General features: G+C 50.3%; 16 protein-coding genes and 5 tRNA genes. 1 reads left to right on the top strand and 20 read right to left on the bottom strand.

What is annotated here, in order from left to right; genetic code table 11:
• Window positions 1-75: 75 nt before the first annotated feature.
• The 20 genes from ACZOWY_RS04810 to ACZOWY_RS04715 form a co-directional block, all read right to left on the bottom strand.
• A complete protein-coding gene (locus ACZOWY_RS04810) occupies window positions 76-1,404 on the bottom strand; it encodes a DEAD/DEAH box helicase (RefSeq protein ID WP_484393376.1) in 1,329 nt (442 codons plus the stop codon).
• Between the two features lie 75 nt (window positions 1,405-1,479).
• Entirely contained in the window at window positions 1,480-2,106 is a 627-nt protein-coding gene (locus tag ACZOWY_RS04805) for a DNA-3-methyladenine glycosylase family protein (protein ID WP_484393375.1), read from the bottom strand.
• A 185-nt stretch (window positions 2,107-2,291) separates the two neighbouring features.
• A tRNA-Leu gene (locus tag ACZOWY_RS04800) sits at window positions 2,292-2,380 on the bottom strand.
• A gap of 8 nt (window positions 2,381-2,388) precedes the next feature.
• Window positions 2,389-2,462 (bottom strand) — tRNA-Cys (locus ACZOWY_RS04795).
• A gap of 9 nt (window positions 2,463-2,471) precedes the next feature.
• Window positions 2,472-2,547 (bottom strand) — tRNA-Gly (locus tag ACZOWY_RS04790).
• Between the two features lie 4 nt (window positions 2,548-2,551).
• Window positions 2,552-2,627 (bottom strand) — tRNA-Phe (locus ACZOWY_RS04785).
• 4 nt (window positions 2,628-2,631) lie between these two features.
• Window positions 2,632-2,708 (bottom strand) — tRNA-Asp (locus tag ACZOWY_RS04780).
• Between the two features lie 45 nt (window positions 2,709-2,753).
• Window positions 2,754-3,473 carry a hypothetical protein gene (locus ACZOWY_RS04775; RefSeq protein ID WP_484393373.1) on the bottom strand — a complete coding sequence of 240 codons (720 nt, stop codon included), beginning with the start codon at window positions 3,471-3,473 and terminating at the stop codon, window positions 2,754-2,756.
• A gap of 105 nt (window positions 3,474-3,578) precedes the next feature.
• A complete protein-coding gene (locus ACZOWY_RS04770) occupies window positions 3,579-4,184 on the bottom strand; it encodes a hypothetical protein (RefSeq protein WP_484393372.1) in 606 nt (201 codons plus the stop codon).
• 210 nt (window positions 4,185-4,394) lie between these two features.
• Window positions 4,395-5,657, bottom strand: coding sequence for a phosphopentomutase (locus ACZOWY_RS04765; RefSeq protein WP_484393369.1), 1,263 nt, complete (start codon window positions 5,655-5,657; stop codon window positions 4,395-4,397).
• Between the two features lie 56 nt (window positions 5,658-5,713).
• Window positions 5,714-6,166, bottom strand: a complete 453-nt coding sequence (gene bcp, locus ACZOWY_RS04760; protein ID WP_484393368.1) for a thioredoxin-dependent thiol peroxidase — start codon at window positions 6,164-6,166, stop codon at window positions 5,714-5,716.
• 15 nt (window positions 6,167-6,181) lie between these two features.
• Complete coding sequence (gene udp, locus ACZOWY_RS04755) at window positions 6,182-6,979, bottom strand: uridine phosphorylase (protein ID WP_484393367.1); 798 nt, start codon at window positions 6,977-6,979, stop codon at window positions 6,182-6,184.
• Between the two features lie 279 nt (window positions 6,980-7,258).
• The gene (locus tag ACZOWY_RS04750) at window positions 7,259-8,209 is read right to left on the bottom strand and encodes a hypothetical protein (protein ID WP_484393364.1); all 951 of its coding nucleotides are present in this window, start codon (window positions 8,207-8,209) and stop codon (window positions 7,259-7,261) included.
• Complete coding sequence (locus ACZOWY_RS04745) at window positions 8,206-8,595, bottom strand: hypothetical protein (RefSeq protein WP_484393361.1); 390 nt, start codon at window positions 8,593-8,595, stop codon at window positions 8,206-8,208. The genes ACZOWY_RS04750 and ACZOWY_RS04745 overlap by 4 nt, the downstream gene beginning before the upstream one ends.
• 130 nt (window positions 8,596-8,725) lie before the next feature.
• Window positions 8,726-9,136, bottom strand: coding sequence for a hypothetical protein (locus ACZOWY_RS04740; RefSeq protein WP_484393359.1), 411 nt, complete (start codon window positions 9,134-9,136; stop codon window positions 8,726-8,728).
• Entirely contained in the window at window positions 9,133-9,618 is a 486-nt protein-coding gene (locus ACZOWY_RS04735) for a pilus assembly FimT family protein (protein WP_484393356.1), read from the bottom strand. Before ACZOWY_RS04735 ends, ACZOWY_RS04740 begins: the two co-directional genes overlap by 4 nt.
• A complete protein-coding gene (locus tag ACZOWY_RS04730) occupies window positions 9,587-10,003 on the bottom strand; it encodes a type II secretion system protein (RefSeq protein WP_484393355.1) in 417 nt (138 codons plus the stop codon). Before ACZOWY_RS04730 ends, ACZOWY_RS04735 begins: the two co-directional genes overlap by 32 nt.
• 20 nt (window positions 10,004-10,023) lie before the next feature.
• Window positions 10,024-11,220, bottom strand: coding sequence for a type II secretion system F family protein (locus ACZOWY_RS04725; RefSeq protein ID WP_484393351.1), 1,197 nt, complete (start codon window positions 11,218-11,220; stop codon window positions 10,024-10,026).
• Between the two features lie 178 nt (window positions 11,221-11,398).
• On the bottom strand, window positions 11,399-12,505 hold the full coding sequence (locus ACZOWY_RS04720; protein ID WP_484393349.1) for an SLC13 family permease: 1,107 nt from the start codon (window positions 12,503-12,505) through the stop codon (window positions 11,399-11,401).
• 76 nt (window positions 12,506-12,581) lie between these two features.
• Window positions 12,582-13,460 (bottom strand): LysR family transcriptional regulator, encoded by an 879-nt coding sequence (locus ACZOWY_RS04715; protein WP_484393346.1) that lies wholly within the window; start codon window positions 13,458-13,460, stop codon window positions 12,582-12,584.
• 164 nt (window positions 13,461-13,624) lie between these two features.
• Between ACZOWY_RS04715 and ACZOWY_RS04710 the strand changes: the two genes are divergently transcribed.
• Window positions 13,625-14,542, top strand: a complete 918-nt coding sequence (locus ACZOWY_RS04710; RefSeq protein ID WP_484393344.1) for an alpha/beta fold hydrolase — start codon at window positions 13,625-13,627, stop codon at window positions 14,540-14,542.
• Window positions 14,543-14,551 lie beyond the last annotated feature (9 nt).

Genomic DNA, 14,551 nt, shown 5'->3' with positions numbered 1-14,551 from the left:
ACCGGCCAGAAAAAGGCCTCGCAAAACCGTACACGATGTTTTGCTCAGTTCTTTTCCTGGCATTCAAATTCATACTTACACTTTATTGCCGCTCTTTTTAGCAGCTTTCTTTGCCTTTTCTTTTAGGGCCATGGACGCTTCCCGGGCTGCCTGGCGGCTTACCTGCCGCCGGTTGGAGCCGGTCTTAGGGGCATGGCGTTTATCCGCAACGGAATTACGGCCCCGGGATTTAGGCGCTTCTTCCGCTTTTTTCTTCGCCGCTGCAATGCGGGTACGGCGGACAATCTTCCGCCCGTTCACCGTCTGCTTTTCCAGCGTGACGCCCAGTTTCTCTTCCACATTATGCAGCCATCGCAGTTCTTCCGTAGTATACAGGGTAATGGCTACGCCATCCTTCCCGGCCCGGCCGGTCCGGCCCACCCGGTGGACATACCAGCTGGCGTCATGGGGTACATCGTAGTTGATCACGTGGGTGACCCCTTCCACGTCCAGGCCCCGGGCCGCAATGTCGCTGGCCGCCAGAATCTGGATTTTGGCATCCCGGAACGCTTTCATCACGGTTTTACGCTTCGCAGCGCTCATATCGCCGGTCAGCACGTCCGCATTGTACCCATGCTCCCCTAAAAACGCATCCACTTCCTTTGCCCGCTCCTTGCTGATGCAGAACACCAGCATCAGATAGGGGTTCAGCCGGTCAATCAGGCGCATCAGCGTGTCCGGTTTCTTTTCTTCCGTCGTCTTGATACAAATCTGTTTGATAGCTTTCACTACCGTTTCTTCCGGCGCGATCTCGATGACCTGGCAGTTTGTGGTCAGGCTGCGTCCCAGCTTGTTGATTTCTTCCGAAACCGTGGCGGAACACAGCATGGTCTGCCGTTCCGGTCCGGTCATGGCAATCAGCTTCAGGGCGTCGTCCATAAAGCCCTGGGCCAGCATCTCGTCCACTTCATCCAGTACCAGGAACTTCACGCCACCTAAATCCGTATTTCCTTTTTCAATATGGTCGAGCAGGCGGCCCGGTGTACCGATGAGCACCTGGGCCTTGCCTGCCAGCTTATTCTTCTGGGTTTCAAAATCCCGGCCGCCGATTACCGGCAGCGTGGAAATTTCCAGCCCTTCCAGCACCTGCTTCATCACTTCGCTGACCTGTTGGGCCAGCTCCCGTGTAGGCGTGATTACCAGCGCCTGCACATACTTCTTCGCCGGGTCGATCTTCTGGGCCAGGGGAATCAGGAACGCCAGCGTCTTACCGGTACCCGTCTGGGCCCGGGCCAGCACATCCCGTCCTTTCAGTAACGCGGGGATTGCCTGCCGCTGCACGGGCATGGGCGTTTTGATCCCCATTTTATATAAATTCTCCCTCACCCGGGGAAGCACGTTTACCTGTTCAAAAAAATCTATCATGATTTACCTCTCTGTCTTTTTCTTTCTGCACAAACTCAGGGAATCTCATCATGCGTCAAGAATCCGCAATATCGACTACTTTCCTCTTCTGTCTGCACTGTGCTGCCACAGATACCACACCGCCAGACTCCGCCAGGGACGCCAGGCTTCCATCAATTGGTTCATCTGCCCGCGCTTGGGCACTTCCTTCAGCTTAAACAACTGCTGCATTTCTTTTTTCAGGAGAAAATCATCCCCCGGCATCACATCCGGGCGGCACAGGGAAAGCAGCATGAACATTTCAACGGTCCACTGCCCCAGTCCCTTTACCGTTTTCAGCAATTTGACAATCTGGGCATCCGTCATTTCCGGGAACGCCGCAAAATCAATGGTACTGTCCAGCACAAAGCGGGCAAACGCTTTCATGTAAGTCACCTTGAGAGCCGTCAGCCCACAGGTGGCAATGGTCTCATCCGTCAGGGCCATGAGCTTTTCCGGCGTCACCGGATTTCCAGCCAGACGCCGCAGCTGGCCCATGATCCGGCCGGAAACGTCCGGCGGCAGCTGCTGTGCCGCAATGCCTGTCAGCAACACTTCAAAATACCGCTCCCTGCCATCCGGAACCAGCGTGCAGTGACCGTATTTATTTATGAAAGGAAGCAATTCCGGCGCCTTCTCACGCAAATATGCCTCGCCGACCAGCCAGTCAGTGGTGTTCACCATCGCCACGTCCTCCCTACCTTTGCGAAACAAACGCAAACTATCCCACGTTAATTGGTATATTATACCACAAGTAATAAGGCGCATTCAACCAAAAAAGAGCACCGCAGCATCACGATACGCAAAGATTCTGAAACCGCACAAACAAAAAACCTGTCTTTCTTTTCAGAAAGACAGGTAAGATTGACTGGTGCCGGGGACCGGAATCGAACCGGTACGGGTATCTCTACCCGCGGGATTTTAAGTCCCGTGCGTCTGCCAGTTCCGCCACCTCGGCAGAAATTATGGAGGCGACACCCGGAATTGAACCGGGGATAAAGGTTTTGCAGACCTCTGCCTTACCGCTTGGCTATGTCGCCTTAAAACAATGGAGCGGAAAACGAGACTCGAACTCGCGACCCCAACCTTGGCAAGGTTGTGCTCTACCAACTGAGCTATTTCCGCAACATGGTGCCTCAGCACAGAATCGAACTGTGGACACAGGGATTTTCAGTCCCTTGCTCTACCAACTGAGCTACCGAGGCATAATGGCGACCCGGACGAGACTCGAACTCGTGACCTCCGCCGTGACAGGGCGGCATTCTAACCAACTGAACCACCGGGCCGTTTTTCATCAAGCATTAATAGTATAGGTTATTTCTTCGTCTCTGTCAAGCTTTTTTACGAAAATCCTGCTTCACCGGGTTTGCGTGATGAACGCCGTTTCCCAACTCCAGCAGATACGGTTCCAGCCGTTCCGCCAGCAATACTTCCAGATCCGCCAGCTTTTTTGCGTCAAAATCGTGAATCGTGTTGGGAATAAAATGCGTTTTATTCTCCGCATAAAACTCATTACGCGCCCTGTTATACAGAAACACCAGTTCGTTGCCTGCGTCAAAATCCGCATAGTCTAAAATAACGGTTGCGTTATTGATAAAATCCAGCGGATACTGCGGACCGATGTACTTGACAAAACTGCCCACCCGTTCCGGCAGCGTATCCGGGAAATGCCAGTCCAGGATGCCCTTCCGCTTCAGCAGATGACCAGACCGGGGTATATACGTGGGCGTTGTTTCCTCTACCAGCCGGTCGATATACTGGTTGATCCATTCTTCGAACTGATCCCTGTCCCGGGTGATGAAACGGAAATCCCGGTAGCGGAGCAGCCCCACCTGGCGAATAGGCACATAATCAAAGGTCTCATCCGTGTAAATCAGTTCCAGCCTGCGCCGGGCCGCTTCATTGACATATGCACCCAGCAAAAATTCATGTCCCTTCAATTCGCCGCCTTCCACAAACGTAAAGCCGCGCAGCACTTTCGGCAGCTTCTGCAGAAACTCCCAATCGGGACGGCGCTTCATAATCACTTCAATCTCTTCCGGTTTTGGCATAACAGTATAATCTCACCGCCACACGTTTTCCCCGTTGATCCGGCACAGTCCGGACAGCAGGAACCCACAGGCCCGCCCAAAACGGCCGGGCCTGTCGAACATGCATCAGATCTGCGGTTTTCCTTCCATTTTATTTAATAAATTGCCTAACGTCCATTTAATGGTATCCGACGGATCCTCCTCCAGCCCCAGCGGTTTCAGGTCCGTTTCCCGCAGGAACCGGCGGATGAACTTGTTTCCGTCGGAATTGTACGCGAACATATCGGCAAAGGCATATGTCCTTACATAGGTTTCCCTGTCATAGTCAAAGGGTGAATGGCTGGTCACCATGTAGGAATCCATACGGTGCACTACCATCACCACCAGCGCCCCGCAACCCGCCTGTTCCGCAGCAGCCTTCATGGCTTCCTTGTCCGGTTTCGGGTTTTTAGCAAACATCTCATTCACCGCCGCCTCGGCTTTGGTATTATCATCCATCAGCCGGTAATAGGGCACATGGTAATCCATCTTCACCATCTGGATCCAGCCCCGCATATCCGCCCGGCTCACGCTGCCGGTGCGGTCGATCACCACAAAATTCACCGGCTTTGTCTCAAAGGCATACGCCCTGGCCGCACCCAAAAAAGGAACAGCCTCCAACCCGGAAATATTCCCGGCGACGCCGCTGCACAGCGTAACGACCAGCGCCAGAAGCAGGAACAGTTTTTTCATTCTCTTCACCCCCTGCCAATCCAAAATCATTTTTTTCTTCGCATAGTATCTGATACCGTATCGGCTCATTTACAACCCGGAATCAGTATACCAGCCAATTATGTCATTTTTATGGAGACGCGCACACCAGCCGGCATCCCCTGCAAGCCACGGCAGTTCCCCGCATGGCGCTTCCTGTTATGGCAAACCCATGCCGCCCCTGCCGCAGGTCTATCGTTTCCAGATATCCGCCGCGGTCCCGTGTCCCAACGGGCCCACGCCCAGATACGCAGCCAGGGTCTGACCGATATCGCTGAAAATGTGGAACGGCGGAATCTGCTGCGGTTTCACATTCTTTCCGTAGAACAAAACGGGAATCTTTTCCCGGGTATGGTCCGTGCCCTTCCAGGTAGGATCGCAGCCGTGGTCCGCCGTCACCAGCAGCACATCATCTGACTGCATTAATGAGAACAGTTCCGGAAGCCTGCTGTCGTAATACTCCAGGCCTTCCCCATACCCCAGCGCGTCCCGCCGATGGCCGAAGGACGAATCGAAATCCACAAAGTTAGCGAATACCAGCGTCCGGTCCGGCGCATCCTTCACCGCCTGCAGGGTGGCGTCAAAAATTTTGTCCAGCCCCGCCGCGGGGTAATGCTTCGTAATGCCCCGGTGGGCAAAAATATCGGCAATCTTGCCAACCGCGTACACATTCCCGCCGGCTGCCACCAATCTGTCCAGCAGGGTATCCTCATGGGCCGGTACCGCGTAATCGTGACGGTGGGCCGCCACACGCGCAAACTCCCCGGCCTTCTTCCCCACAAACGGACGGGCGATGACACGGGCGATCTTATAGGGTTTCACCAGTTCAAAACTCAGTTTGCAAAGATCATAGAGCCGTTCCAGCCCGAAGGTCTCCTCATGGCAGGCAATCTGCAGCACGCTGTCTGCGGAGGAATAAATGATAGGCTTGCCGGTGCGCATATGCTCCTCGCCCAGTTCCTGGATGATCACCGTACCGCTGGCCAGCTTTTCCCCCAGCACACCGGGCAGGTTCCCTTCCCTGATCAGCGCATCCACCAGCGCCTGCGGAAAACACTTCGGCTGATCGGGGAAATAGCCCCAGTCAAAATCCACCGGTACACCGGCGATCTCCCAGTGACCGCTGAGGGTATCCTTACCCTTGCTCACCTCTTCCGCGCAGGTATAGGCCGCCTTCACCCGTCCGCCATCCAGCGGATCGGCCTGCAGCGTTTCCCCGGAGAGCGGATGAGCCAGCCTCTCCCCCGTACTTACAAGATGGGCCTTTTCCAGCCCCAAGACTGCCAGGTTCGGCAGCGCCAGATACCGGGGCGAGCCGTCCGCCTGTTTGCGGTTTTTCCCCATCCACGCCGCAATATGTCCCAGGGTATCGGAACCTTTGTCCCCAAAGGCTTCCGCATCATGGGCCCAACCGATACCAAACGAATCCAGCAATGTAATGATGACACGGGCCATTGTTATGCCTCCTCATTTTTTGTATTCAAGCACACTCTTACGGACATACTGAACCATTACAGTTCGTCCAGCATCTGCTGCGGATTTTCTGCTGCCTTCACCTTGCCAAACGCTTTCACAATGATGCCCTTTTCATCAATTAAATATGTTGAGCGCACCACGCCCATGGTTTTTTTGCCGTACATGTTCTTTTCCTGCCATACGCCGTAAGCCTGAATGACCTGCAGCTCCGGATCCGACAGCAGTGTAAAAGGCAGGCCGAACTTTTCCTGAAACTTTTTATGGGAGGCTACGGAATCCTTGCTGACGCCGATGACCACCGCGCCTTTTTCCCGGAACTGGGGCAGCAGTTCCCCAAAATTACAGGCCTGTTTCGTACAGCCCGGGGTGTTATCTTTCGGATAAAAATACAGCACGACCTTCTGTCCCTTAAAATCTTTCAGGGAAACCATGTTCCCATCCTGGTCCGGCAGCGTAAACGCCGGCGCCTTCGTTCCAATCTCTAACATACTATGCCTCCTGCATTATCCTTTATCTGCCGCAATCAGCTTTTCCAGCGCCCGTTTCGCCACAGCCTGGAAACGTTTTTCCGCCACCTTGTACACATCCGGCGGCGCCACGGCCTCGCTGTCCGTACGCTTGGCCACCACGCCGCAGATGGCGCCGGCCCGCAGCCCGTGCACACTGCACAGGGTCAGCAGCGTCGCCGCTTCCATTTCAAAATTCGTGCAGCCCAAAGCCTGCCACTCCTTCAGTGTGCCCTGCAGACGGCGCACCACATACCCGTTAAAGCTGTCGTAGCGTTCCTGCCCGGGCCAGAAGCTGTCCGTCGTCACCGTGATGCCCAGGCCAAAGGGGATCTTCAGTTCCTTCGCCGCATCCCGCAGCGCCACGGTCACATCCAGATCGGCTACCGCCGGAAACTCCACCGGGGCATAGGCTTTGCTGGCCCCGTCCATGCGAACCGCCGCCTTACTGATCACCACATCCCCCAGGTTCAGGTCTTCCTGCAGGGAACCGGTGGTACCCACGCGGATAAACGTAGTGACCCCCAGCCGCCCCAGTTCTTCCACCACAAAGGTGATGCAGGGACCGCCCATGCCGCTGCTCATCACCAGCACCGGTTCACCGTCCACACGGGCCAGCCAGCTGGTAAACTCGCGATGGCTTTCCAGATACACCGCATCCGGATCCAGGGCCTTCGCCAGCCCTTCCACCCGTCCCGGATCCCCGGGCACCAGGGCATACTTTGCGCCCTGCAGCATCTCCTTCGATAAACCTACGTGATACATCACTTCGCCGGGTTTCGCGTAATTCTTCATGGAACTGACCACCTTTCCTGTTACATCGTGAAACAGCTATCGAAATCCGTATTTCTGTTATTTATTATACCATAGATACTGATGCAGAGTATGAGAAATTGGGGAGAAAAAATCCCCCGCAGCACAAACGGGGGATTAAGTGGAGAAAAACATAAGTTTTCATAAACAGCCCTCTGAATCAATGCACAGAAGGAGACTATGCTTTACTCAAATATTTAATTGTATATCAGATAAACATTGATCAAATACAATTATTATCTGTATCTTCTATCATATAATTTAATAACTGATAATTGAATTAAAAGGTTCCAACACCTCCTTGTCACCGATAATTGTCACATTCTCACCTGTAACAACGCCCTGCTTTGCCATAACCGCGCCATTGATAAAGCTGTCCGTTCCAATGGTCACCTTTCCCCGGCACAGCAGTAACGATTTTTCTAATCTAACCTGATTGCCAATATGAAGGTTGCAATCTGCCAAAATAATGATACGACCTGTAAATACTGAGTTGTCACCTATGGTCACATCTTCGCCAAAACAAAGTATCCCATCGCCATTTACTTTTAGGCCTTTCGGAAGAGAAATTTCTTTCCTGCTGAGATATATCCATCCGCTCAATCCGTCACGCTGCATTTCCAATGGAGAGGGAAAACCAGTCGAAGCCCATTCTGCAATTTCCCCTATGGAAAACTGCGGAAAAACTGCGCCACCTGATTTGCTTGTGATAGTATTTTTCTTCTCTCCTGTTTCTTCCTTTCCTGCGGAACCTGACAAATCTGTAACCGGGTTTTCGAGCAGTTGAATCAATGGAGCAGGAAAGAACATGACACACTGCCGCAGTGAAAATTCATTCGAATTGGAATCTGCTACTTCAACTTTAAGAAATCGCAAACCCAAATCCTTCACCCTGTTAACTGAAACCACGATCCGTACTTCATTGTTACCGGGCTGTAAAAGGGGCAGGTTATAAACAGCATCACTGATTGCTGTTTCTTTTTCCTGCTGTAAAGAAATTAACATAAAACTTTGGGCAATAGTTTCCAGCTGCTTCCGGCATAAAAACTCACGAACGGCCTCCGCCTCCTGGTAAACACTGCGTCCATAACATAAGACTATACCCGAACAAGCCATCAGGAACAGCAGGAGCGGAAGTATAATGAATCCATTCTTCCTGTCCGTGCCTCCCACTGCCCCCTGATCATCAGACTCACTAACAAAACATTTCATAAAGAACTTTCATTTACTACAAAACCATTGCTTAAAAACAAAGCTGAAGCGATCCTTCTTTCCAAACCACTTTCCGGATCCTTAAACGCCATAATGACACCAATTTTATTCTTTCCTAACGGAAAAGTTTTAAAATCAGTCAACTTGATTTCCGGATTTGAAAATGAATTGACACCTGTCGTTGAATCTTTTAATGTCTTCCGATATAACATCGTATTCGACAAATACCAATACGCGCGAACATTTTTATATGTTTTCCAACAGATAATCTGATCCCGGTTATTGAAATCTTTTGCCAGCTTTACTTTTGCCGAGTTATAGGAAAGTTCTCTACGAATTATGCTTTCTGTATAGCGGGCTGCCTTTGCAATTTCAATAGCCGCCAATAGTTTCCTGCTATTGTTAAAGAATACCTGCACCGCGCTGCAATATACACTACTGGCAATAACAATAACCATAAAAACAATGTTTAATTCTAAAAGAATCGAGCCAGATTTTCTTTTATCAAAGCATCGTTCAGGATGTTTGTCCATCTGCCTTTTCTATTGGTATAAATTCCAGACGGTTTACCAATACCTTTCCTGTAGCTTTATTTCGCATTTCTTTAACAAGGAGAATATACGGTCCAAGTGTCTGCGTCGATATTACTTTTTCATAATCCTTTTCATAAGAATCATTTAATTTGTCAGCTAATACTTCTTTTTGCCAGACCGCTTGATCTTCCTCCATTATAGAATATGCCTGCAGCATCTCATTAGTATGTGCCATAGCGTGTAATGAACAAGAGATACAGCCGACCAATGCTGTAGTAAATGCAAGCAACACCAGAAATACAGGGATTATCATCAATATGACAAAACCATCCGAGTATCTCCCTTGCTGAAGCTCTTTTCGAGTAATTCTCAAAATCGTGTTTTGCCGTTTCATAAATTCACACGTTCTACCCGTACCCTCCCTGTAACAGGCTCAAGGCTCACTTTAACCTGAACGGAGGTAATCCTTTCATGCTGCAGTATAAATTGTCCACTTACAGACGGAGATCCATTGATGGAAAATTTGATAATGTAAGCAGGAATACTGCTAAATCGTACTGCTACAGACCCACCCGACGCAAAACCTCGTTTCTTATCAACCAGATTCGGCCTCCGGAAGACCCAATACCCTTTACGCCCGTTGCTTAATTCCACATACCCCATATCTGAACCCGCAAGAGCTCGTTCCCTGGTAAGAAGAATATCCTGAGCAAATTCCCGGGCCGTACTTTCCACCTGCACCACCGCTACCGTTTTTTCATATACGGAAATTCCTATAAACAGTCCTGAAAGGAGAATCCCATACAGGAAAACAGCTGTCAGCCATTCAACCAGCAGATAACCCTCAGCCCTGTGTCTCCGCTTCAACACTGCCATTAGAAGTTACAGTATTACCCTCTGCATCAGAACCGGTCAAAGTGTAAGTGCTACCGGATACAGAATACTGGAAATCTTCATTTTTGGCATCTTTAAAGCCTTTGTTTTGGGCAACATAGTCAGGGACTAAACTATCAAGTGAAGCAGGAACGCTTCCCTGCTCGAGTTTATATGTGGCAATTGCCTGATCCAATGTCGCAAGATCATTTCTCAGCTTTGCGTTACGTGCTTTAGAGCCTGCTCCGTCAATCGCAGGCATTAACATGGTAGCCATCACACCGATAATTATCGTAACTGCAATTACTTCAATCAGACTGAATCCCGCTTTGTGGGAAACATTCCTCCTTCCAACAGAATTAATTTTTTCTTTTATTCTTTTTAACATAACTGTTCCTCCGGCCATTGTTATTCCGGCATCTTCGTCATTAAATCAAACAGCGGCGACAGCATTACAGACATAACTGCAAAAATCATCGCAGCAATTATGACCACCAATACCGGTTCTAAAACTGCTTTTAAATCCCGGAGGCGGGCAAAAAGCTCCTGTTCCTGGATTTCCGCAAATTCCGTCAGCATACCCGGCAGATTACCGGAACTTTCACCAATGCTCAAAAACTCCAATCCTGTCTGGCTGAAAAGATTTCCCGACTGCATTGCTGCTTCTGTAATACCTACACCACGCAGGACATTCTCCGAAAACTTTTTTGCGTTATTCTTCATAGAGGTATCGGTCAACGCAACAGAAGCACGCAGAATAGCTTCCGGGAAAGAAATACCGCTATGCAGCATCAGCGCCATCAATCTTGTAAAACGTATTTCCAAAAAAGAATGGCGCATTCTCCTGATTCCGGGAAAACACATCAGCAAGGAAAAGATTTTTGCACGTTGCAACAATAACAACTTACCGCTAATCAAACACATACAGGAAAGAGCAACCGTATGATTTTGCAACTGATTGGAAATTGAAAGCAGTATCTGCAAAAGTAAAGTCTCCTTTACCCCAAGCGATTGATATAGCTCTGCAAAAGAGGGTACCAGCTTTACACTAAAAAAAACAAATGTAAGAAAAGCCAATACCAGCAAGAAACCTGGATATATACAGACATTACGTACCAGTTTTGCAAGCTCATCCTGCTGCTTGTAAAAATTTGAAAGAGAAAGAAGAACCTGGGAAATCTGTCCACTCACCTCTCCAGCCTCAACAACCGATACATTCATCCTTGAGAATATGTCCGGCTGTAAAGACATTGCATAAGATAAAGGTTGACCGCTTTGCAGGCTCAGATTTAGCCGCATACAAACCGGCTTGAACTTTTCGCTTAGCCTCCCGGCAACCATCTCTATTCCTTTCACAATAGGAATACCCGCATCCAACAATGTGGATAGCTGTTTGTAAAAAATCGCCCTTTCCTTATTTGAGAATTGCAAACGCGGTTCAAACCAACGCTGAAAGGCCTTTTTATCTTTTATCCTTTCAATGTTTGTAACATACCCATAATTTTTGTGGATGAAGTCAATAACCTGTTCTTCGCATTCTGCATAATATTCGCCGTTATATACTCTTCCACCTGAACTCCGGGCTCGCCATCGGAATAACCGCAATGTATCAGCCTCCTTTCGCCTGGCACAAGTCAAAGTTTAGAGGCAGTCAACAAAAAAATAAAGTGTTTTTTCAAAAAAACTGTGAAGAAAATTTCACATTCAAAGACCATTTTTGTCCTTTTTTGAAAAAACACTAAATATAGCAAATTTTTGTGAAAAAATTGTGAACAATATGGTTTTATCTCACCATCCACCAGTACACGATCCCCCCGATTCCGATCAGTCCGGCGAAGTTGTAGAACAAAAACATGCGCAGGTAGTTCATCACCTGATGGGGATAGGCATTGGCGTACAGCTTGTAGCTGATCACGCTGGCCATGGAGGCGATCAGGGTGCCCAGGCCGCCTACGTCAACCCCCAGCAGCAGTTCACCGGCGTTGCGGGTGAAACCGGCCAGCAGCATGGCGGCAGGCACGTTGCTGATAAACTGGCTGGCCACGATGCCGGCCAGGTATACGATACCCCGGGCATGGTGCAGGTACTGGTGCAGCTGCCGGATGGCATCCCAGTGGGACAGGTTGCCGATAAAGATGAAAAAGCCGATAAAGGTCAGCAGCAGGGAGTAGTCCGCCTGTTTCAGCAGGCTGCGGTCCACCGCGGCTACCACGGCCACTACGGCGGCGGTACACACAAGGGGGCTTATTACGTGCAACACCGAAAGGAAGCACAGCAGCAGCAGGCCGGAAAAGACAAGGATCCGGGAGCGCAGGCCGGTTTCCGTTTCGCTGTGTTCCAGCTGCAGTCTGCGGTTTGGCAGTCCGTGCACCAGAATGGCCAGCCACAGAGCGCTCAGTACAGACAGCGGCCCCAGCACGGAAAAAAAGTAGCTGGTGGTCAGCTGGTAATGGTAATAGATGAACAGGTTCTGTGGGTTCCCCATAGGGGTGCAGGCACTGCCCAGATTGGCAGCCAGTGTCTGGAATATCACGATCCGCCCTACGTCCAGTTTCAGCTGTTTGCCGGTGATCAGGGCCAGGGGTACAAAAATCAGCAGGGAGACGTCATTGGTGACAAGCATGGATGTGAAAAATGGAAGCCCGACCAATACGGCCGCCACGTGCCGTGTGGTGCTGCAGTGAACAAACAGGAAGCTGGCGGCTTTTTCCAGCACCTGCAGCTTCCGGAAGCCGGCTACCACCAGCATAAAGGACAGCAGCATGCCCAGTACGGGAAAGTCTATGTAAGCAGGAGTCGGGTTAAAAAAAAGAGAAGAAACCAGCGCCAACAACAGGGAGACTGTCAGTACTATGTCTCTCTTCAGGATGCTTCTGATTTCTTTTTTCAACTTAACTGACTGTATCGGTAGTTCAATACGCATAATCTGAATTTACCTCAGGTTGTATCTGGAAAACTTTGTTGTATCAACACGCTAGAATTATCTGCCGGATGAACCGGAAAAGCCGGTCCTCGTCATGATAAACCGGCCTGTCACGGCGCGTCACGATACCTGTATGGATGGTCTGCACCGGCTCCATGGACAGCATCGCAATATCATCTTCCGGGCAGATGGCCTGCCGCATCAGGAAGGTGGATGCAACCCCGGTCCGCACAAGGTGCTTTATAGTATGCAACTGGCCGCTGTACAAAAGAACCCGGGGTGAAACGCCCGCTTCCTGAAACATCTCGTTCAGCCGGCGGGTAATGAAAAAGCCCCCGTTCAGCAACACCAGCGGTTCCTTTGCGGCGGAGCGGATGGAAACGGGCATTCTGCCTGCCAGGGGATGGTTCTTCCCCGTGCAGAAACAGATTTCGCTTTTCCCAATGGTATGATACCGCAGCGAAGGAATAAAGTGATCGTCATAATTGGTTACGGAAATGTCCAGCTCGCCCCGTTCAATCATGGGCAGCGCATCGATTCCCCCTGCTTCCACGATGTCGAAGGTCAGCTCCGGAAAGGCACGGGGAAACTCTGTAAACAGAGCCGGCAGCAGCTTTACGCCGATCTGCAGCGGCACGGCCATGCGGATATGGTTCTTACGGTGGGCCATATCCTGTATTTCCTCATCCAGCTGCTGGAACCGGTCCAGCAGGGGTGTGATCTTCGCCAGCAAAACCTGTCCGTCTTCGGTCAGGACAATCTGCTTACCCATACGGTAAAACAGGTGAAGTCCGGTTTCTTTTTCCAGGGCCCGTATGGCCACAGAAAGGGTTGGCTGCGAAACATGCAGGGCTCCCGCAGCCTGGCTGATATTCTGGAATTTTCCGGCCGCATAGAAATAGCGAAGCTGTGTCAGTGTCATAAAGACCTCCGGTTCGTTTGTGCTGTCAACATTATACAATTTCTTATAGCAAAAAGCTATAAGAATATTAAAAAAGAGTATTTTACAAATCTTTTAAAAAATCGGATACTTATTATTAAGAAAGCATTCCATATTTCAATCCATAACAAAACAGGGAGGAGTTCATGATGACAATTGATGAAAAGTACTTTCCCGGATTCCGACAGACACACATTGAAACCGAACCCGGAATTGAAATCAACACGCTCATCGGCGGCAGCGGGAAAGAAGCAATCCTGCTGGTGCACGGGCATCCGGAGACGCACCTGATGTGGCGCTTCCTGACACCGGAACTGACGAGGCATTACACCGTTGTCATCACCGATCTGCGCGGGTATGGCGACAGCAGTAAGCCGGAAGGCCTTCCCGACCATTCTAACTATTCCAAACGCGCCATGGCTGACGATCAGGTGAAAGTAATGCAGGCGCTGGGCTTTGAACGGTTCCATGTGGCCGGACACGACCGGGGCGCACGGGTACTGCACCGCATGATCATGGATCACCCGGAAAAAATAAAGAGCTGCACCCTGATGGACATTATCGCCACGTATGACATGTACAAAGAAACCAACGAAGAATTTGCCACCAAATACTGGCACTGGTTCTTCTACATCCAGGGAAAAGGGTTCCCCGAAACGGCACTTTCCGCAGATCCGGACCGGTTTATCAATTATAATCTGAATTTGAAGATAGGTCCCGCAGCCCGGGCTAACTTCCCGCCGGATGTGCTGGCGGAATATACCCGCTGCTTCAGCGATATTCGCACCGTCCACGGCATCTGCGAAGATTACCGCGCCAGTGCTACCATCGACATGAAGCTTGATGAACCGGACCGCAAGAAGAAGATTGAAACTCCTCTGCTGCTGTTATGGGGGCAGAACGGCGTGGTCGGAAAACTCTGGAACGTAATGGACAAATGGAAACCGCTGGCCAGTAACATCGAAGGTGCCGCTGTTCCCCAGTGCGGTCACTTTGTTCCGGAAGAACAGCCTGAATTCGTATTGGAAAAGATGCTTCCGTTTTTGGAAAAATATAGCGGATAACCGAAAGAA

It is taken from the genome of Succiniclasticum sp., assembly GCF_056977735.1.
The sequence above is the reverse complement of the archived record's forward strand: the minus strand, read 5'-3'. Positions and strand labels throughout refer to the sequence as shown.

Coding starts and splice junctions, on each gene's coding strand:
- ACZOWY_RS04765 (WP_484393369.1), bottom strand. CDS start 5,657: ATGGCCCGTGTCATCATTACATTGCTGGATTCGTTTGGTATCGGTTGG.
- ACZOWY_RS04710 (WP_484393344.1), top strand. CDS start 13,625: ATGATGACAATTGATGAAAAGTACTTTCCCGGATTCCGACAGACACAC.
- ACZOWY_RS04805 (WP_484393375.1), bottom strand. CDS start 2,106: ATGGTGAACACCACTGACTGGCTGGTCGGCGAGGCATATTTGCGTGAG.
- bcp (WP_484393368.1), bottom strand. CDS start 6,166: ATGTTAGAGATTGGAACGAAGGCGCCGGCGTTTACGCTGCCGGACCAG.
- ACZOWY_RS04735 (WP_484393356.1), bottom strand. CDS start 9,618: ATGGCAGTGTTGAAGCGGAGACACAGGGCTGAGGGTTATCTGCTGGTT.
- ACZOWY_RS04810 (WP_484393376.1), bottom strand. CDS start 1,404: ATGATAGATTTTTTTGAACAGGTAAACGTGCTTCCCCGGGTGAGGGAG.
- ACZOWY_RS04740 (WP_484393359.1), bottom strand. CDS start 9,136: ATGAAACGGCAAAACACGATTTTGAGAATTACTCGAAAAGAGCTTCAG.
- ACZOWY_RS04730 (WP_484393355.1), bottom strand. CDS start 10,003: ATGTTAAAAAGAATAAAAGAAAAAATTAATTCTGTTGGAAGGAGGAAT.
- ACZOWY_RS04775 (WP_484393373.1), bottom strand. CDS start 3,473: ATGCCAAAACCGGAAGAGATTGAAGTGATTATGAAGCGCCGTCCCGAT.
- ACZOWY_RS04715 (WP_484393346.1), bottom strand. CDS start 13,460: ATGACACTGACACAGCTTCGCTATTTCTATGCGGCCGGAAAATTCCAG.
- udp (WP_484393367.1), bottom strand. CDS start 6,979: ATGAAGAATTACGCGAAACCCGGCGAAGTGATGTATCACGTAGGTTTA.
- ACZOWY_RS04770 (WP_484393372.1), bottom strand. CDS start 4,184: ATGAAAAAACTGTTCCTGCTTCTGGCGCTGGTCGTTACGCTGTGCAGC.
- ACZOWY_RS04750 (WP_484393364.1), bottom strand. CDS start 8,209: ATGAAATGTTTTGTTAGTGAGTCTGATGATCAGGGGGCAGTGGGAGGC.